Raw genomic sequence first — 18,170 nt, forward strand, 5'->3', positions numbered from 1 at the left:
GGAGGACTTCTGCCGCGACCCGGCAGCCTGGAAGGGCCATCCCTTCCTGAGCCAAGCCTCTCCTCAGCGGCGGGCCTTCGTCGCCCGGGCCTTCCTGGACCACCTGCGCCGGGCCCTCATCCTGGACGCGGAGTGCCTAGACCCGCAGCGGCAGGCGCGAATCCGCAAGCAGGTGACCCAGGCGCTGAAAGAGCCCTGGACCTTCGGCGAGGACGAGCGGCTGCGGGAGGCGGGCCGCGCCGTCCTGGGCGACGCCCCGCGCGGGCCTCACGACCTGAGCCTCTCCCCCCGCAGCACATTGGGCCGCTTCCTCCGCTCCCCTCAGGCCTGGCCCGAATTGCGTGCTCCGCTGAGCGAGAAAGAGTATGGAGAGCTGCTCCCGGCCTGGCTAGAGGCCCTCCGGCTGGGCGGCTATATCGCCTTCACTGACGATCGGACGGCCATCCAGGTCCGGGCGGACGCGCTTCGCTGGCGCCGGGGAGAGGGCTTTGCGCCGCCCCCGGACCCCGTCCGCAGCCGCTGGATGCGCTTCGCCCAGCCGCTGAGCCGGGAGGCCAACGCCTTCTTCCGGGATTTCTACGCCCGCCTGGCCGCCGATCTGGGCCCTCTGGAGGGGCGGGAGCACACCGGCCAGGTCGCGCGGGAACTGCGCCTTCAGCGGGAGGAAGCCTTCCGCAAGGGAGAGCTCGCCTGTCTCTTCTGCTCCCCGACCATGGAACTGGGCATAGACATCGCCGACCTGCACGTCATCCATCTGCGCAACGTCCCCCCCAACCCGGCCCACTATGCCCAGCGCAGCGGCCGGGCCGGTCGGAGCGGCCAGCCCGCCCTCATCCTGACCTACTGCGCCGCCAGCAGCGGCCACGACCAGTACTTCTTCCATCGCCCTGTCCGCATGGTCTCCGGCGCGGTCGCCCCGCCCCGGCTGGACCTGAGCAACGAAGAGATGCTCCGGGCCCACATCCATGCCATCTGGCTGGCCCACACCGGCCTCTCCCTGGGGCACTCCATCACCGAAGTGGTAGACGTGTCCCAACCCGGCTTCCCGCTTAGGGAGCGAGTCCAGCACTACATCCACCTCTCCGGGCGAAAGTTCCAGGAATGCCTGGAGGAGTGCCGGAGGGTTCTGGAATCCGATCCAGCTACCGCCCGCTATGCGGGCGATTGGCTCCAGCAGGTCCTGAACGACGCTCCCCGTGCCTTTGACCGGGCCTTTGACCGCTGGCGGGAGATGTACGCCGCCGCCGACCGCCAACTGCAGGGAGCGCGGGCCGTCATCGACCGGTCCCATCAAATGCGGGTGCCCAGGGAAGAGGTGGAGGAAGCGGAGCGGCGGGAGCGGGAGGCTCGTCGTCAGAAAGACCTCCTCTGCAACCTGGAGGGCGTGGGCGAATCCGACTTCTACCCCTATCGCTACCTGGCCAGTGAGGGCTTCCTGCCTGGCTACAACTTCCCTCGCCTGCCCATCCGGGCCTACATCCCCAGTGGCGACCGGGGGGAGTTCATCGCCCGCCCCCGCTTCCTGGCCCTCACCGAGTTCGGCCCGGGCAACATCATCTACCACGAGGGGAACAAGTATCGGGTCATCCGCAGCCAGCTGCCCGGCGGCGACGCAACCGCCCGTTTCGTCCGGGCCAAGCTCTGCCGCGTCTGCGGCGCCTTCCACGAGGGAGATGAGGCCCAGACCGACCTCTGTGCCCTCTGTGGCACTCCGCTGGACGCCTCCAACAGCGATTACAGCGAGCGCTTCTTTGAGATGACCGACGTGGTGACCCAGCGGCGGGAGCGCATTACCTGCGACGAGGAGGAGCGGCTGCGGGAAGGGTACGAGGTCACCAGCCACTTCCGCTTTGCGCCGGGGCCCAGCGGCCCACAGATCTCTGAGGTCCGGGTGCCTCTCCCTGGCGCGCCTTCCGGCATCACCGGCTTGCGCCTGGTCTACGGCCCCTCAGCGACCTTGTGGCGGATCAACCACGGCTGGCGGCGGTCCCGGGAGGTGGGCTTCACCCTGGATCCAGGGCGTGGGGAGTGGTTGCCCCGCCCCGACGAAGAGGAGGAAAGGGGACCAGAGCCCCGGCGAACCCTCATCAGTGGCGTCCGCATCCTGGTCCGGGACACCCGCAACATCCTGCTGGTCTATCTGGAGGGAAAGGCGGACGAAGCGCTGCTGGCCTCCCTCCAGGCCGCCCTCCAGCGGGGAATAGAAGCCATCTTCCAAGTGGACGAGGAGGAACTGGCCTCGGAACGGGTGGGGTCGGGGACCTACCGGGCGATCCTCTTCTGGGAAGCAGCGGAGGGAGGGCTGGGTGTCCTCTCCCGGCTGGCGGAGGACCCCGCCACACTGAGGCAGGCAGCGCGGGAGGCGCTCTCCATCTGTCACTTCGGCCCTGGGGGAGAGGACGAGCGCCCGCCGCGGCCTTTGGCCGAGGGGGAGGCCGAGGGCTGCGCCCGTGCCTGCTACGATTGCCTCCTCACCTACCGCAACCAGCAGGACCACCCCTACCTGGACCGCCACCGGGCACGAGACCTGCTGCTGGCGCTGGCTGAGAGCGCGCCGGAGGTCAGGCAGGGAGGACGCAGCCGGGAGGAGCAGTTCCGATGGCTGCTGGATCGCACCGATCCCGCATCAGCCCTGGAGCGGCGCTTCCTGGAGCACCTCTACCGCACCGGCCGCCGCCTGCCGGACTACGCCCAGCCCAACCTGGCGGACTACCCTGCTCGTCCGGACTTCTACTACGAGACCGCGCGGGCCTGTGTCTTCTGCGACGGCGCCGTCCACGACCGGCCGGAGGTGGCCGCAGAGGATCAACGCATCCGCGCCGCCCTGCGGGACCTGGGCTACCGGGTTGTCGTCATTCGGTATGACCGAGACCTAGAGGAGCAGATCGCCGCCTACCCGGACCTCTTCGGACCTGGCCCATAAGGCTCCGGTCTCCCTCCGCGGACCCCTTGCCAGATGCGCCGATTGGGGATACAATGAGGGCACAATTGTGCCCACAATCGGAGCACGAGATGCACACCGTAGGGGTCCGAAGGCTGAAAGAACAGATCGGCACCATCCTGCGCCGGGTCTATGAGGACGGTGAGACGGTGGCCATCACCCGCCACGGCCGGGTGATCGCCCACCTGGTCCCTGCCCGCCCGCCTGCGTCTCCGGCCGACCTCTCCGCCCTTTGGACTGACCTGGACGCGCTGGCCGCTGAGATCGGCGCCCGCTGGCCCCAGGGCCAGACCGTTGTAGAAGCCATCCGGGAAGAGCGGCGAGACCGGTGAGAGTCGTGGATGCCAGCGTCTGGGTGAGCCGGTTGGTCCCTCAGGACGTCCACTACGAGGCCAGCCGCCGCTGGCTGGAGGTCCGGGTGGCAGCGGGAGACCTGCTGGTGGCGCCGGTCCTGCTGCTGGCGGAAGTGGCGGGAGCCATCGCCCGGCGGACGGGTGCGCCGGAGTTGGGCCATCGGGCTGTGGAGGGATTGCTGCGCGTTCCCAACCTTCGCCTGGTTTCCCTGGACCGGCGGCTGGGGCGGAAGATGGCCCGTCTGGCAGCCGACCTGCGACTGCGGGGTGCGGATGCGGCCTATGTGGCCCTCGCCGTCCATCTGGGCCTTCCGCTGGTGACCTGGGACCAGGAACAGGCTCTCCGCGTCGCCCTGCGCATCCCCGTCCTCACCCCCGACCAGGACCCCTAACTCCCACCCCTCGGCCCCTCTGCTCCCTGCGCCCTGCCCCCTTGGGACATAATTCTGTAAGCGATGGCCCCTTCAAAACAAAAATGCCCTCGGTGGTGAACGTGGCACCGCCCGAGGGCGGATCTCCGCGCCGGGAAGGGCGGCGCGAAGGTCAGAGGTTGAGCGCTTGCCCTCCGGATGGCGGGTCCGGAAGTCCCCGCGCTAAATTCGCAAGTCCACCGTCGTCGCCTCCCTCCGCTTCTCCGGGGGAAGCCACTCCAGGGATTCGATCGTCCCTCCCAGCGGCACATATTCCAGCCCGATGTAGCCCTCATACCCCAGGGCCTCCAGCGCCCCCAGCACGCGGGCCCACGCGATCTCCCCCGTGCCTGGTTGATGTCGGCCCGGCGGATCCGCGATCTGCACGTGGCCGATGTGAGGGAACGCCTCGCGGAGGGTGGCGATGAGGTTCCCTTCGCTCCGCTGCATATGGTAGATGTCATACTGGATCTTCAGGTTAGGCGGGAACCCTAGTGCTCCCAACAGATGGAGGCTGTCCGCGGTCCGATGGAGCAGGTAGCGGGGGTTCTCAATGGGGTTCAGCGCTTCCAACAGGAGCGTCACGCCGGCCTCTTGGGCCCGCGGCAGCGCCCAGCGGAAATTCTCCAGCGCCACCGCCCACTGCAGCTCCCGGGGAAGGTCCGGCCGCGCATTTCCCACCAGGCAGTTGAGCCGCGGACACCCCAAGCGTCGGGCCAGGTCCAGCGCCTCTAAGAACCGCGCGCGCCATTCCTCCTGTCGATCCGGATCGCTGGCATAGCCCCGCTCGCCCGCGGCCATGTCCCCTGCGTCCATGTTGTGCAGAACCACCCGCAGGCCGCTGGCGCGGGCCGCCTCTACGACCGCCTGGAGATCCTCTCCGCGCGGCCAGTGGAACTCCACGGCCTCGAAGCCGGCCTCCCGGGCCCGGGTGAAGCGCTCCAGGAAGGGGACTTCCCGCCAGAGCATGGAGAGATTGGCAGCAAACCGCAACACCATCTTCGCGTTCTCCCCCTCGAGGGATCCCGTGAGAGAACAGACCGCCGGATGCGGCCTTTCCCCCCACCGATCACCAAACTTCCCGTTTCCTGCCTCCCCGGGGAGTTCATTTCAGAAGCTACGGCCGCGAAGCAGCGTGGGGAGGTAGAAAAGCGAACCCCGAATCCATGCCAGGGATCATCCAGATTGTCACCAAGCAAATTCAGGTGACCAATTGAGCGGCCCTTGGGAGAAGAGAGACCCCAAGCGCCCCCGAGCCCATCGAACCACCTGCGCCCTCGCCTCCTCCGACGAGGGCTGGGGCAGCACCTCCGCGGAGAGCCATCCTCGATAACCGATCTCCCGAAGCGCCTTCAGAACCGGATCGAAATCCAGATGGCCCCACCCCGGCGCCCACCGGTTGGAATCCGCGATATGCACGTGGAACAGGCGATCCCTCACGCGGGCGATCGCCCCCTCCAGGGAGGCCTCCTCGATATTGGCGTGGAACGTATCCAGCAGCACGCCCACATGGGAAAGCCCCAGCGGCTCGATGAGGGAAAGCGCCTCCTCCACCGTGTTCAACAGATCCGTTTCATAGCGGTTCAGGGGCTCCACCGCCAATCGAACCCGATGGGAAGCGGCCCGATCCGCCAAGCGCACCAGGGCTTCGCTCAGCCAGTCCAGCGCCTGCGCCCGGCTGACGCCTTCCATCCGACGTCCCCGGATCAGCCCGATGATGACCAGGGCGCCCCACTCCGCCGCCAGCTCCAGGTGGGCCTCCAGCCGGGCGAGGGCTGCGCGGCGCACAGCGGGATCCGGATGGGTAAGGGACAATCCCTCTTCCACCCACGCTTGTCCGGTGCCGATGGCGGGGACCTGCAGCCCACAGCGCTCCAGGAGCGCCTTCAGCGATGGAACCGGAACGGTGGCGGGATCCCGCACCGCCAGCTCCACGCCCGCGTATCCCAGCGCCCGCAATCCCTCCAGATCCCGTTCCAGATCCCCTACGGCGGTCACCGCCTCAAAGCGGGTGGGCTGCCAGGAGAGCACAAAGGCCAGCGGCCACGCCATGGCCTCAAACCCCGGCATAGGCGTTGAACCCTCCATCGATCGGCACCACCACCCCGGTGACGAAGGCGCTGGCTGGGGAGGCCAACCAGATCACCGTGCCCACTAGATCCTCCGGGTCCCCGAACCGCCTCATCGGGGTGTGTTCGAGGATCGCCCGGCCTCGAGGCGTCAGGTTCCCTTGCTCATCCAGAAGCAGATAGCGGTTCTGCTGCGTGAGGAAGAAGCCCGGCGCGATGGCGTTCACACGGATCTTCGGCGAGTATTCCTGGGCCAGATGCACCGCCAGCCACTGGGTGAAGTTGCTCACCGCGGCCTTCGCCGCCGCGTAGCCCACCACCCGGGTCAGCGGACGGAAAGCCGCCATGGAGGAGACGTTGATGATCACCCCTTCCCCGGCCTGGACCATCTGTCGGGCGAAGACCTGGCTCGGGAGGATCGCCCCACCGAAGAGGTTGAGGGCCACCACTTTCTCCAGGGCCTCCAGGGGCAGATCGAAGAATGGGCGCTCTGGCCCGACAGTGGCCTCCGGCACGTTCCCGCCCGCCAGGTTGATCAGGATGTTTACCGGCCCCACTTCCCGCTGCACCTGCTCCGCCACCCGCTCGATCTCCCCTCGATCCAGGACGTTCATCCGATATCCCCAGGCTTCCAATCCTTCCCCCTGCAGCTCCGCCAAGCGGCCCTCCAGGGGGCCGATGTCAGTGATCACCAGCCGGGCTCCTGCCCGGCCCAGGCCCCGGGCGATCGCGCCCGCCAGCACCCCAGCGCCCCCCGTGAGTAACGCCACTTTGCCCTTCAATGAAAACAGCGTTTCCAGATCGCTCATCGCGGCTCCTCCCGATGCGAGGTCGACCCTTCCCTCTCAAAAGCGAATGGGCCGGTGACGCCGGCCTCAATCCAGCCACTCCGTGTGGAAGACGCCGGGCCGATCCAACCGCTCGTAGGTATGGGCTCCAAACGCGTCCCGCTGGGCCTGGATCAGATTGGCCGGCAGCTGGGAGCGACGCATGGAGAGCACATAGTCGGCCGCCGTGCTCAGCGCCGGCATCGGAACCCCCGCCTCGAAAGCCTCCCGCAAGATCCGCCCAGCTGCCGACAGGCGGGCCTGGAGCTCGGCCCGGAAGCGCGCGCTGAACAGCAGATGGGGATCCTCCGGGTCCTCCCGCACGACCTCCCGCAGGAACCCCAGCCAGCGGGCTCGGATGATGCATCCTGCCCGCCAAACCCGCAGGACCTCCGCCCGATCCGTGCCGTAGCGGTAAGCCCGCGAGGCCTCATGCAACAGCCAGAGCCCCTGAGAGAAGGCGGCCAGGACCACCAGGTTGAGCGCCGCCTCCAGATCACTGAGCGCCGCTTCCGGGGAAGAGGGCGTGCGCCGATCCGGCCACGGGAACGCTGCCCCAATGCGCTCCCGATCCGCCTTGAAGTGGGAAAGGGTCCGGGCGAGGACGGCAACGGTGAGCGTGGGGGTTGGCACTCCCAGCTCCAGCGCGCTTTGAGCTGCCCATCGCCCCGTCCCCTTCTGCTCCGCCTTGTCCAGGATCCGCTCCACCAGCGGGTCTCCGGTCTCCGGATCCCGATATCGAAGGACGCGGGCGGCCAGCTCTGTGAGGAAGGCGTTCAGCGTCCCTTCGTTCCAGCGCTCGAAGGTTTCCGCGATGGCCTCGGTGGGCATCCCCAGGGCGGTTTTCATGAAATCATAAACTTCCGCAATGCCCTGCATGAAGGCATACTCGATGGCGTTGTGCACCATCTTCACGTAATGCCCGGCTCCACCCCGACCCATATAGGCGCAACACGGGCCTTCCTCGCTCTGCGCAGCGATGCGGGTGAGCATGGCTTCGACCATGGCGTAGGCTTCCGGGGACCCGCCGGGCATGATCGAGGGGCCGAGCAATGCACCCTTCTCGCCGCCGCTGATCCCTACCCCCAGGAACCGGATCCCCCGGTCGGCCAGCCATTGCATGCGCCGCTCGGTATCCGCGTAGTGGGAATTGCCCCCGTCCATCACCAGATCCCCCGGCTCCAGGTGGGGGAGCAACGCCTCGATCACCTGATCTACGGCCGGCCCAGCCTGCACCATCAACAGGATCCGGCGGGGACGCTCCAGACAGCGCGCGAATTCCTCGATGGTGTAGGCCGGGACAATGGGCTCTCCCCGCACGCGATCCCGCAGGAACGCCTCCGTCCGCTCCGGCGTCCGGTTGTAGACGCACACCCGGAACCCGTTCCGCGCGAAATTGAGGGCCAGGTTCTGGCCCATGACCGCTAAACCGACCACCCCGATCTCACTGCTGCGATCCATCCCTGATCCGCTCCGCTGGGATATCGAAAAGGCCGACGGAACTTCTTCAGGCGGCATCCCAGCCCCAAAACCCGCGGAGAGCTCGGAGGATCCCTCTCGGCTGAAAACCTGCGGTGGGCAACCGGGGTTGCGCCGCTCGAAGCCGATGGTCCCCGCGCTCAGTTGCCCTCCGCGATCGCTTCTTGGTGACGTCGGAACGCCGCCTCCAGATCCTCCATCAAAGCTTGAAACCGCGCAAACTGCCGCTCGTAGATCGGAACCCACTCCGCCACCGGCTCATAGACCTGGGCGGCGGTCTCCGGAACGGCTACCTGGAGATCCGGGGCAGCGCCGATCGCGACCCGCGCCAGGGCCGCGCTGCCCATCAGGGCCGGCTCCGAGACCTCCGAAACCTCCACGGGGATCTGGAGCACGGAGGCCAGAATCCGCATCCAGAGGGAGGAACGGGTCCCCCCGCCGCCTGCCCGTAACCGCAGCGGGATCAGATGGTTGTCCCGCAGGGCCTCCAGGATCAGCCGGAGGGCGAAGCTCACCCCCTCCATGGCCGCCCGCGCGAAATGCCCGCGGGTGTGGTGGGCTCGCAGGCCGAAGATCACCCCGGAGGCCAGATGGCTGATCCCCGGATACCGCTCTCCGGTCAAAAACGGGAGAAACAGCACTCCGGTCGGCTGACCCACGGCCTCCGCCAGCGCCTCCTGGTCGGCGTATCCCAGGCCCAGCACGGCCTCCCGCAGCCAGCTCAGGACGTTCCCAGCGTTGTTGATGGCCCCACCCGGAAACCATCGCCCTCCGGCCAGATAATAGGTCTGTAAGCGCATCCGGGGAGACTGATCCAGGATCGGGCGATCGGCGACCAGGCGGATCATCGCCGTTGTGCCCAGGTTCATCGCCCCCACACCCGGCGTCGCCGCCCCCAGCCCCAGTCCCACCGCTCCCCCATCATACACCCCCGCGATCCCCTCCACCTCCCGCGGCAGGCCCAGGGCCTCCGCCGCCTCCGGACGGAGCGAGCCCAACCGCGTTTCCGGAGGAACCACTTCGGGCAGATGGCCTTCCGCCAATCCCACCAGCTCCAGGATGTCCGGATCCCAGCGCAGGGTTTCCACATCCATCATCTGGGTGGCAGTCGCCAGCGAGGGATCCGTTACGGGCCTGCCGAACATCCGGAGCAGCAGATAATCCTTGGCCCCCAGGAACCAGCGGGCCTTCCGGAAGACCTCCGGCCGGCGAACCCGAAGCCACTCCAGCTTGGCCAGCGGATACTGGAAAAGCGGCGGGCACCCCGTCCGTCGGTAGATCGCCCCCACGTCCATTCGGGCCAGCAGCCCGGGGAACGTCTCCCGAGGGCGGGTATCCAGCAGCGTCATGATCCCCATCAGAGGGCGACCGGCCGCGTCCACCGGCAGAAGGCTGAGCTGATAGCCGGAGAGGATGATCCACCGGACCACACGGGCCTCCTCTCCGGCTGCTTCCCGCACCGCGTCCACGAACCGATCCCAGAGGACCTCCGGATCGTGCTCCGCGCGGCCGGATCCGTCCTGGAGGACCGGGATCTCCCGGACGGCCACGCGACGCAATCGCCCCTCCAGATCCAGGCAGCCAGCTTTTAAATGCGTAGTGCCGATGTCCGCGGCCAGGATGCGCACGGCCCTCTCCTTAAAGAGCATGTCGGAAAGCCTTCCGCCGGGGAAGGGATCTTCCGCGCCCGGGGCCATGGGCCGCCCAGGGGGCCGCAATGCGCGGCCCGCTGGATTCCCTTCTCCATCCAAAGCAGGGAAGGCCGCGGGGAGCAGGAGCCAGCCGGTCCTCCCCACCGGGAGACGGCCCGCATGCCTGGTTCTCCCGCTCACAGGACCGAAGATCCATCAACCAGCGGAGCGCCCCGTTTCCTCGCGCGGGCATGCGGGAGGACTTCGGGGTTGACCACTTCCTCCGGGATCTCACCTCGCAACACCCGCTCTACATCCGAGATCACCTTCGCGCCCATCCGACGCAGGGTCTCATAGGTATAAGCCGCGATATGCGGCACGACCAGCACGTTCGGGAAACGCAGCAGCGGATGATCGGAACCGATGGGCTCCCCTTCCACTACATCGAGGGCCGCTCCCGCCACACGCCCGGATTCCAGCGCGGCGATCAGCGCCGCCTCATCGATGAGCTCCCCCCGGGCCGTGTTCACCAGGATGACGCCGGGCTTCATCTTCGCGAAGGCCTCGTGGGAGAGCATATGGAAGTTCTCCTCGGTGAGGGCGGCGTGCAGGGAGAGGATATCCGCCTCCCGGAGCAACGTATCCAGGTCCACCGGCTCTGCTCCTCCCCCCCGGATCGCCTCCGGGGGCACATAGGGGTCATACGCCAGCACCCGGGCCTGAAACCCGTGGCGGAGGATCTCCCCCACCCGGCTCCCGATGTTGCCGAACCCGATCAGCCCCACCGTCTTTCCCCGCAGATCCCACCCGACGAAGGCCGCCCGCTCGGCCCATCGCCCTTCCCGCACCGCTGCCGCCGCCTCCGGGATGCGACGGAGGATCGTCAGCAGCAGGGCCACAGTCATCTCCGCCACTGCGTCCTGCTCCATCCATGGGGTCACCCGGGTGACCAGCACCCCATGGGCGGTCGCCGAGGGCAGATGGATGTTATCGACACCGATGCCGTGGCGGGCGATCAGCCAGGTCTCGTCTTTATGGGCGAAGAACTCGGGGCCGAAGCGCGGGGAGACGCTGACGATCAAAATGGGAAAACCCTGAAGTGCCCGGGCCAGCTCCCGTCCTTCAACGTTGGAAGGGAACTCAAAGCGCCGCACCTCTCCCAGCGCCGCCAGCCGATCGAGGTGCTCCGGGAAATAGAGGCCGAAGCTGCTGGAGTTCACAATCGCGATGCGCGGGCGCATAGGACTCCACGCCGAAAATAGGTTCCAGCCGGTTAACGCAAATCCCAAGAGGGATCGTGCCGGGCCTGCCCCGCTAAGCCCTCCCCGGCCCCTCCGGTTCTCCCGTTCCCTCGCCCGAGGGGCTGGGAAGAAGGTCGACACCCGTGGATTCCCGGCCCTCAAAGAGCGCCTCCAGATGGCGCTCGAGGTTCCCCGTCACAGCGGCCGCGTGTTCGGCCTCGTGTTCGACCAGGGCCTGTCGGATCTCCGCCCCGAAGCGGGCGAGCAGGATCCCATAGGAGATGTGGAACAGCTGGCGGATCGCCCGGTGGGCCAGGGCTGCCTCTGGATCTGCGGGCAGGCCCTCCGGCAGGTCCTCCCGCCGCAGGGCGATCGGATAATCGCGGCGGCTCTCCTCGAGGGCCGACCGGGCCAACGCGTAGAGGTCAGCGAAGAGCGCCGGGCGATAGCGGGCGATCACCCGCACCGCCTGCAACCAAGTCGTGCCGGATGTCTTGATGTGGAAATGGCCTTCCGTGCGCTCGGCGAACACCCGAAAGATCCGGAACTTTTCGCTTCCGGAATGCAGGCTGAGGCGGTGCCCGCCCAGGGAGCGGGCCAGGGCATGGTGAAGGGCGACGGCCTGGGCGAAGCGTTCGACCTCCCCCTCATAGTCAACGGCCTTTTCGAAGACCCCCGGGAACCGCGGCGCCAGGCTCCAGAGCTCCACCTCGCGGCGCTGCAGATACCGGACCACGAAGGCGTGGGCCTCCGGAGGGGTTTCCGTCTCAACCTCATCCACCGAAACCTCCAGGTCGGCATCGATCCCCATCGCCTTCAGGATCTCGGCGCCGCGAACCACCTCCTCCAACGCCCCTTCGTAGACGCGTGCAGCCTCCCACAACGCCTCTTCGTCCAGTGCGTAAACCCCTCCGGGGAAAGCGATCCGGCGCCCCGCCAGTTCGGCCACCACCGCGCGGGCGGTGGAGGAGAGCGCCTCTTGGGCCCGGGGCCCGCGGGCCAGCGCCCGGCGCAGATCGAACGTATAGAGCGAGTATCCGGCTTCCGCCGCCGCGCGGAGCTGGGCCTCCTCCTGCAGGTGGTCGGCGTCGGCCCCGAAGGGCCCCGCATATCCGGCTTCCAGCACGCCCAGCACGGCCGTTCGCAACACATCCCGGAAGTCCCGCCCGGTTCGGGCCAGCTCCCGGGGGGACTGCTGGGCCAGGATGGGGAAAACCGGATAGCGCCGCAGGGCAGCCAGCTGGGCCGCGGTGGCCATCCCCAGGCGATCGCCGGCCCCGAAAGAGACGGGCCGGTCGCAGCGACGCGGGGCCAGCGGAAGCAGACGACGCAACGCTGCATAGCTCCGCTCATCCCACGCGAAAAGACCGATGGTCCCCCCGTCCAGCTCCAGGGGGCCCCACAGCGGAGGGACCTCGAAGGGGATGCCTGTCCCGACCCAGCCCAGGGCGCGTTCCCCGTTTTTCCGGGCGATGAAGACCGCCCCGCCCTGGGGGACCGGCCGCAGGGAACCGGGGATCGGTCGCCAGCCTTGAGCGTTCAGCTTCTCCGTGAACTGCTCCCACCCAAAGGTCATCGTTCCCCCGGGCGATCACTCAGGTTACCACAAGGCGCGGGCCGCCGAGGCTTCCTTCGGCGGCCCGGAAAGAGGAAGATTTGGCCAGCCCGATGCGGGTGAGCGTTCACATCGGATAGTGGAGTTCATACAGGCTCCGCCAGCCGGGCTCGAACGGCATCTTGAGGTAGGGCTCCAGCATTTCCCGTTCCCGTTCGGTCACCCCCTCCAGCGGCGGCAACTTTCCAGGCGGGAAGGCCTCTAAGATGTCCCGCACCAGCTTCTCCAGGTAGTCCAGCAACTGCTCCACCCCCGGCTTCGCCTTCTCCGCGCTGGCCAGGGTCGCCTTCCCTACCACGCCCGGCTGATAGGCTTTCACCTCGATGGGCCGCAGGCCCACCTGAGCATACCATGCGATCGGCTTCCGCAACAGGTTCCCCGCCTTGTCGATGTGCTCGCTGTCGGTGGGCAGGAAACTGTAGGTCTCCGTGTCCACCGCATCTTCCATCCGGATGAACTCCGGGAACAGGGCCAGGCTCCAGCTGGTCTCCACCTCATCCGCGTGGACGAAGTGGGTCTCATACGGCCCGCCCTCGGACTTAAGTTTGAAGTGATCCGGGATGGCGTGATACCAGTTGACGTTGACGATGATCGCGGGAACCTTATACGTCTTGGCGAAGCGGTGGATCGCAATCGGGATGACGTATTCCTGGCCATGGCCGTTGAGGATGATCTGCTTGCGGAAGCCTGTGTTCCAGAACCCAGCGATGATCGCCGTGAGCATCTCGATGAAAGTGTCCTCCGGGACGATGATCGTGCCGGGCATCCCCATATGGTGATAGGGATGGGAGCCGAACCACAGCGGCTGGCTCACCGTGCAGCCCGTCCGCAGGGCCACCTGTTCGGCCATCCGGGTGACCAGAAAGACATCCTCCCCATAGGGCGCGTGGGGGCCATGGGCTTCCGTGGCCCCGACCGGGATGATGATCAGGTCGTTCTGCTTGAGGCGCTCCATGACCTCCTTGCCGGTCATGTTCTGGAAGTAGATCCCCGTCGGCCGATCCATATGGCCGCCTTCCGGCGGGATCTGCCACTTGCCCATCGTCAACCTCCTGATTTCGGTTAAGTGGTGCATCGCGACTGACCTGGGCTTCGGACAAGCGGAGGGCGGGAAGTTGTCCCGAGCGGATCCTCCTGTGGGGAGGGGCTGGGGCGCCGCCGAAGGCGGCGCCCCCACCCTAAACTCCCACGTGGGCTCGGGAGCTGCATATGGCGTGAAGGATCAGTGAGCATCCTCCGGCACCATCATCACCTTCACCGCCTCCCCCCGGCGTAGATACTCCAGCCCCTCCCCGAACCGCTCCAGGGGCAGGCGATGGGTGACCATCACCTCTGGTCGGATGACCCCTCGCTCCAGCATCTGGATGGCGATCGGGAAGGTGTGGCGGCCCACATAGCTGCCCACCACCCGGATCTCCCGGCGGGTGATGTCATACTGGGCGATCTCCGCCCGCGCCTGGGCGTTCATCCCGAAAAGGACCACCGTTCCCCCCGGCCGGGCCAGCCGCAGGGCGGTTCCCATCAGCGAGCCCACCGCATCCACGACGACATCCGCCCCGATCCCGGTGACCTCCCGCACCACCGCCTCCAGGTCCTGCTCCCGAGGGTTGACCACGAGATCCGCGCCCGCCCGTCGCGCGAACTCCAGCCGGAAGGAGGCGACGTCCGCGGCGATCAGGCTCCCCGCCCCGCTGGCGCGGAAGACCTGGAGGAACAGCAGGCCCACCGGCCCGCATCCCAGCACCACCGCGTGCTCCCCGGGATGCAGACGAGCCTGAAGGGTTCCACCGACCACGGTGGAAAGCACCTCCACAAAGACGGCCCGTTCCAGAGGGACCTCTGAAGAGATAGGGAACAGCGCCCGGGCCGGGGCCACCTCATACAGGGCCATCCCGCCGTCCAGGAAGATCCCCAGCGTGGTGAAATGCTCGCAGTGGTTGTAAAGCCCCCGCTGGCAGAAGCGGCAGACGCCGCAATACAGGTTCGGGGCCACCGCCACCCGGTCCCCGGGCCGCAGATGGGTCACCGCCGGGCCGACTTCGACCACCCGGCCGATGACCTCATGGCCCAGGATCACCCCGGGGGTCGCCGGATGGCCCGGGGGGACCTCCAAGATGTGCAGATCGGTGCCACAGATCCCACAGGCCTCCACCTGAAGGAGCACATCATCGGGGTTGCGCACCGAGGGGACGGGCCGCCTCTCCAGTCCCCAGCGCCCCTCCCCCTGGAACACCACCGCCGGCATCTGTTCGGCCATGGCTGAGCCCTCCCCTTCAGGCCGTGGCGGCCGCCGCCGGCTCCGCCTCCGGCGCCTCCCGCAGATCCGGCTTGATGGTGATCTTCGCGTCCACCCGCTGGCTCAGCCGCTCCACCGCCTCCACCGCACGGGCCAGCGGATAGCGGGCGGTGATGATGCGGGTCATGTCGATCAGCCCCGCCGCCATCATCCGGATCACGCTGGGGAAGATCCCGTCCCCGGAATGGCCCTGGGAGCCGAAGATCTGCCCCCGCCGCACCTGCAAAACCTCCAGGTAGAGCGGCACCCGTTCCGCTGCCCGGCCGATGACCACGATCCGCCCGTTGATGGCCAGCGCCTTCTCCATCTCGGGCAACGTCCGCGGCGGAGCCCCAGCCGCCTCAACGAACAGATCCGCTCCCTCACCGCGGGTGAGATCCCGGACCGCCTCGCTGGGCGGGATCTCCCGGGGATCGAAAGCGGCGTCCGCCCCCATTTGCAGGGCCATCTCCCGTCGGGACGCGCTCACATCGAAGGCGATCACCTTCCCCGCCCCGGCCGCCCGGGAGAGGGCGATGGCCGCCAGGCCGATCGGCCCCGCGCCGAAGACCGCCACATAGGCCCCCGGTCGGAACCCGCCCGCGCGGATAAAGATCCCGTTGTAGGACACGCTGGTCGGCTCCACTAAGGAGCCCGCCTCGTAGGCCTTGTCCACGTCTCCGTATCGCTCAGCGATGGCGTCGATTTTCCAGCAATACTTGGCCTTAACGGCCACATACTCCGCCATCGCCCCGGGCACGGTGAACCCCAGCTCCTCCAGGTTGGTGCAGTGGTTGAAGAAACCGCTGCGGCATGGCGTGCAGACCCCACACCACAACATTTCCTCGCAGGTCACCATGTCGCCCGGCCGCAGATCCCGCACTTCCTTCCCCACTGCCACCACTTCCCCGGAGAACTCATGGCCCGGGATCACCGGGAACTTCACCAGGCCCGGATACAAGATGTAACCATCCTCGTCAGTCTCATAGAAGTGGAGGTCCGACCCACATACCCCGCACGCCTTCACCCGGAGCACCACCTCATCCGGCCCGGGGGCGGGATCCGGGACCTCCTGGATGGAGAAACGGGGGTGCCGCCAGATGCTGGATCCGGTGATCGCCTTGCCGGTCTCTCGCTCCCAATCGGAGAGCGGATAATCCGGGCGCGGATCCCATTTCGCTTCCACCACTACCGCTTTCATGACCTTTCCTCCTCGGGAAGGATCATCCCACCGGCAATGATCTCCGCCACCGTCTCCGGCGAGACCTCCGCCCTTCGGAAATCTCCGATCTTGCGGCCGTGGCTCAGGATGACCAGCCGATCGGCCACCGGGTAGACGTGATAGATGTTATGGGTGATAAAGATCACCGAGAGGCCCCGCCGGCGGACCTCCTCTACATACCCCAGCACCTTACGGGTCTCTTTGATGGAAAGGGCGGAAGTGGGCTCGTCCAAGATCAACAGGCGCACCCCGAAATGAAGGGCGCGGCCAATGGCAATCGATTGCCGCTCCCCTCCCGACAACATAGAGACCGGCTCCCACACCGAACGGACCCGAATGCCGATCTCCTCCAGCACCCGGCGGGTGACCTGTTCCATCTCTCCCATGTCCAGGAGTGAGAAAGGGCCGATCCGCCGCACGGGCTCCCGACCCAGAAAGAAATTCCGGGCGATGCTCATCTTGTCCACCAGGGCCAGGTCCTGGTAGACCGTCTCGATGCCCAGGGCCCGGGCCTCGCGGGGCGAGCGGAAGCGCACCGGTTGCCCCTCCCAGTAGATCTCGCCAGCGTCCGGCGTGTGGAAGCCAGTCAGGATCTTGATGAGGGTGGACTTACCGGCTCCGTTATCCCCCAGCAGGCCGACCACCTCCTGATAACCCACCGCGAAGTCCACCCCGCTCAGGGCCTCCACGCCATCGAACCGCTTGATGATCCCCCGCATCTCCACCAGCCATCGCCCTTCGCTCATCCTCGCTCTCCTGTGATGCATAAGACCTCGCGCTCCCTGCTGTCGGACATTAGGGTTCGGGGGCGATGCTAAAAGCCTCTGGTCCCCAGCCCCTCTCCCCCGCCCTAAAGACGTTCAGCGAAGCGCCCTGCGATCGGACTCGCTGCCGGAGGGAGCGCATGCCGCAAAACATCTCTCGGGGGTTGGGCTGAGGGCTTTCGACCACCAGACCCACCTTCCAAAACCCTTAAAGCGAAGATGGAAAAAACCCTGGGGGATTCCCTCCCCAGGCCCTCATCCCGATCGGCGGATCCGCAGGTTGATGATCACCGCCCCCACCAGCACCAGCCCGATGAAGGCCCGATACCAGTAGGCCGGCGCCCCAGCCAGCACCAGGCCGTTACGGACCATCCCCACAATGAGGGCGCCGAGCACGGTGCCCATCACGCTCCCATAGCCCCCGGTGAGCAGGGTCCCACCGGTCACCGTGGCGGCGATGGCTTCCAGTTCCATCCCCTCGCCTCGCAGCGGATCCACGGATCCGAACCGGCTGAACTGGATGATGCCTGCCAGAGCCGCCAGCACCGCCGTAAGGATGAAGCCGATTTGCTTCACGCGGGCCACCTCCACCCCAAGAGCCCGGGCCGCTTGAGGGTTGCCCCCCGAGGCGAAGATGGCGTTGCCGAAGGGCGTGCGGGTAAGAACAAGGGTGGCGATCAGCGCGACCCCCAGGAACCAGAGGGCGGAGGCATGGAAGCCGCCGGGGAGCCGGCCGGAGAGGGCGAACATCAAGAGGGATTTCTCTTCATAGGCGATGGGGAACCCTCCCGTCACCGCCAAGAGCACCCCTCGCCAGAACATCATAGACCCCAGGGTGACGATGAACGAGGGTAGCCTTCCACGGGTCACCACCCAGCCGTTCAGCGCCCCGATCGCCGCGGCCAGCCCCAGGGCCCCCAGGAAGGCGATCAGATGAGGGATCCCCGCTCGGGCCATCAAAGCGAAGGCCATCGCCGAGACCCCGAGCACGGATCCCACCGAGAGGTCGAATTCCCCGGCGATCATCAGCAGTGTGACCCCGATCGCCACCAACCCCAGCTCAGCGGCGATCGTCATGATCCCAGCCAGGGAGGCGGGGGTCAGAAAGTGAGGGGCGACGATGGAAAAGCTAAGGAAGACAGCGAGGAACCCGGCCAGGGCCCCCACCTCCGGGTATCGCCGCAGCTCCGCCAGCGAGATCGACCAAGCCCGCTGACGAACTCGCATCTGCACACGGGCTTCAACGGTTTGTGGATCCATCATGGAAGCTCTCTACCGGGATTTCATTAAAAAATCTTTCTGGGGCTGGGGCGCCGCCTTCGACGGCGCCCCAGCCCCAAAAC

The 18,170-nt window shown here is 67.2% G+C and carries 15 protein-coding genes; 3 read left to right on the top strand and 12 right to left on the bottom strand.

Annotated elements, in window-relative coordinates; genetic code table 11:
* From NZM16_RS11470 to NZM16_RS11480, 3 genes are all read left to right on the top strand, one after another.
* The coding region (locus tag NZM16_RS11470) for a helicase-related protein (protein ID WP_295480492.1) at nt 1–2,923 on the top strand (2,923 nt) is incomplete at its 5' end.
* 89 nt (nt 2,924–3,012) lie between these two features.
* Nucleotides 3,013–3,273 (top strand): type II toxin-antitoxin system Phd/YefM family antitoxin, encoded by a 261-nt coding sequence (locus NZM16_RS11475; protein WP_295449660.1) that lies wholly within the window; start codon nt 3,013–3,015, stop codon nt 3,271–3,273.
* Nucleotides 3,270–3,686 carry a type II toxin-antitoxin system VapC family toxin gene (locus NZM16_RS11480; RefSeq protein ID WP_295480494.1) on the top strand — a complete coding sequence of 139 codons (417 nt, stop codon included), beginning with the start codon at nt 3,270–3,272 and terminating at the stop codon, nt 3,684–3,686. The genes NZM16_RS11475 and NZM16_RS11480 overlap by 4 nt, the downstream gene beginning before the upstream one ends.
* Before the next feature lie 201 nt (nt 3,687–3,887).
* Here the strand turns inward: NZM16_RS11480 and NZM16_RS11485 are convergent, their stop codons facing one another.
* From NZM16_RS11485 to NZM16_RS11540, 12 genes are all read right to left on the bottom strand, one after another.
* Nucleotides 3,888–4,703: a TIM barrel protein gene (locus tag NZM16_RS11485; protein ID WP_295449663.1), complete on the bottom strand. Its 816-nt coding sequence runs from the start codon at nt 4,701–4,703 to the stop codon at nt 3,888–3,890.
* A 189-nt stretch (nt 4,704–4,892) separates the two neighbouring features.
* Nucleotides 4,893–5,774, bottom strand: a complete 882-nt coding sequence (gene iolO / locus NZM16_RS11490) for a 5-keto-L-gluconate epimerase (protein ID WP_295449666.1) — start codon at nt 5,772–5,774, stop codon at nt 4,893–4,895.
* Nucleotides 5,761–6,582, bottom strand: coding sequence for an SDR family oxidoreductase (locus NZM16_RS11495; protein WP_295449670.1), 822 nt, complete (start codon nt 6,580–6,582; stop codon nt 5,761–5,763). Before NZM16_RS11495 ends, iolO begins: the two co-directional genes overlap by 14 nt.
* Nucleotides 6,583–6,648: 66 nt before the next feature.
* Entirely contained in the window at nt 6,649–8,061 is a 1,413-nt protein-coding gene (gndA, locus tag NZM16_RS11500) for an NADP-dependent phosphogluconate dehydrogenase (protein WP_295449672.1), read from the bottom strand.
* 158 nt (nt 8,062–8,219) lie between these two features.
* Nucleotides 8,220–9,707 (bottom strand): gluconokinase, encoded by a 1,488-nt coding sequence (locus NZM16_RS11505; RefSeq protein ID WP_295480496.1) that lies wholly within the window; start codon nt 9,705–9,707, stop codon nt 8,220–8,222.
* A 200-nt stretch (nt 9,708–9,907) separates the two neighbouring features.
* Nucleotides 9,908–10,951, bottom strand: coding sequence for a D-isomer specific 2-hydroxyacid dehydrogenase family protein (locus tag NZM16_RS11510; RefSeq protein WP_295480498.1), 1,044 nt, complete (start codon nt 10,949–10,951; stop codon nt 9,908–9,910).
* Between the two features lie 73 nt (nt 10,952–11,024).
* Nucleotides 11,025–12,527, bottom strand: coding sequence for a tagaturonate epimerase family protein (locus NZM16_RS11515; RefSeq protein WP_295449678.1), 1,503 nt, complete (start codon nt 12,525–12,527; stop codon nt 11,025–11,027).
* A 106-nt stretch (nt 12,528–12,633) separates the two neighbouring features.
* Nucleotides 12,634–13,608: a 3-dehydro-scyllo-inosose hydrolase gene (gene iolN, locus NZM16_RS11520; protein ID WP_295449681.1), complete on the bottom strand. Its 975-nt coding sequence runs from the start codon at nt 13,606–13,608 to the stop codon at nt 12,634–12,636.
* A 180-nt stretch (nt 13,609–13,788) separates the two neighbouring features.
* Nucleotides 13,789–14,823 (bottom strand): alcohol dehydrogenase catalytic domain-containing protein, encoded by a 1,035-nt coding sequence (locus NZM16_RS11525; RefSeq protein WP_295449684.1) that lies wholly within the window; start codon nt 14,821–14,823, stop codon nt 13,789–13,791.
* 16 nt (nt 14,824–14,839) lie between these two features.
* Nucleotides 14,840–16,042: a scyllo-inosose 3-dehydrogenase gene (gene iolM, locus NZM16_RS11530; RefSeq protein WP_295449687.1), complete on the bottom strand. Its 1,203-nt coding sequence runs from the start codon at nt 16,040–16,042 to the stop codon at nt 14,840–14,842.
* Nucleotides 16,039–16,809 carry an ATP-binding cassette domain-containing protein gene (locus tag NZM16_RS11535; protein WP_295449689.1) on the bottom strand — a complete coding sequence of 257 codons (771 nt, stop codon included), beginning with the start codon at nt 16,807–16,809 and terminating at the stop codon, nt 16,039–16,041. The genes iolM and NZM16_RS11535 overlap by 4 nt, the downstream gene beginning before the upstream one ends.
* 273 nt (nt 16,810–17,082) lie before the next feature.
* Nucleotides 17,083–18,090, bottom strand: coding sequence for an ABC transporter permease (locus NZM16_RS11540; protein ID WP_295480500.1), 1,008 nt, complete (start codon nt 18,088–18,090; stop codon nt 17,083–17,085).
* Nucleotides 18,091–18,170: the final 80 nt, after the last annotated feature.

This window comes from Thermoflexus sp., assembly GCF_025055495.1.
GTDB lineage: Bacteria > Chloroflexota > Anaerolineae > Thermoflexales > Thermoflexaceae > Thermoflexus.

What these genes read in the sequence shown, in the direction of transcription:
- NZM16_RS11475 (WP_295449660.1), top strand. Translation starts at nt 3,013, where the DNA reads ATGCACACCGTAGGGGTCCGAAGGCTGAAAGAACAGATCGGCACCATC.
- NZM16_RS11485 (WP_295449663.1), bottom strand. Translation starts at nt 4,703, where the DNA reads ATGGTGTTGCGGTTTGCTGCCAATCTCTCCATGCTCTGGCGGGAAGTC.
- iolO (WP_295449666.1), bottom strand. Translation starts at nt 5,774, where the DNA reads ATGCCGGGGTTTGAGGCCATGGCGTGGCCGCTGGCCTTTGTGCTCTCC.
- NZM16_RS11495 (WP_295449670.1), bottom strand. Translation starts at nt 6,582, where the DNA reads ATGAGCGATCTGGAAACGCTGTTTTCATTGAAGGGCAAAGTGGCGTTA.
- gndA (WP_295449672.1), bottom strand. Translation starts at nt 8,061, where the DNA reads ATGGATCGCAGCAGTGAGATCGGGGTGGTCGGTTTAGCGGTCATGGGC.
- NZM16_RS11510 (WP_295480498.1), bottom strand. Translation starts at nt 10,951, where the DNA reads ATGCGCCCGCGCATCGCGATTGTGAACTCCAGCAGCTTCGGCCTCTAT.
- NZM16_RS11515 (WP_295449678.1), bottom strand. Translation starts at nt 12,527, where the DNA reads ATGACCTTTGGGTGGGAGCAGTTCACGGAGAAGCTGAACGCTCAAGGC.
- iolN (WP_295449681.1), bottom strand. Translation starts at nt 13,608, where the DNA reads ATGGGCAAGTGGCAGATCCCGCCGGAAGGCGGCCATATGGATCGGCCG.
- NZM16_RS11525 (WP_295449684.1), bottom strand. Translation starts at nt 14,823, where the DNA reads ATGGCCGAACAGATGCCGGCGGTGGTGTTCCAGGGGGAGGGGCGCTGG.
- iolM (WP_295449687.1), bottom strand. Translation starts at nt 16,042, where the DNA reads ATGAAAGCGGTAGTGGTGGAAGCGAAATGGGATCCGCGCCCGGATTAT.
- NZM16_RS11535 (WP_295449689.1), bottom strand. Translation starts at nt 16,809, where the DNA reads ATGAGCGAAGGGCGATGGCTGGTGGAGATGCGGGGGATCATCAAGCGG.
- NZM16_RS11540 (WP_295480500.1), bottom strand. Translation starts at nt 18,090, where the DNA reads ATGATGGATCCACAAACCGTTGAAGCCCGTGTGCAGATGCGAGTTCGT.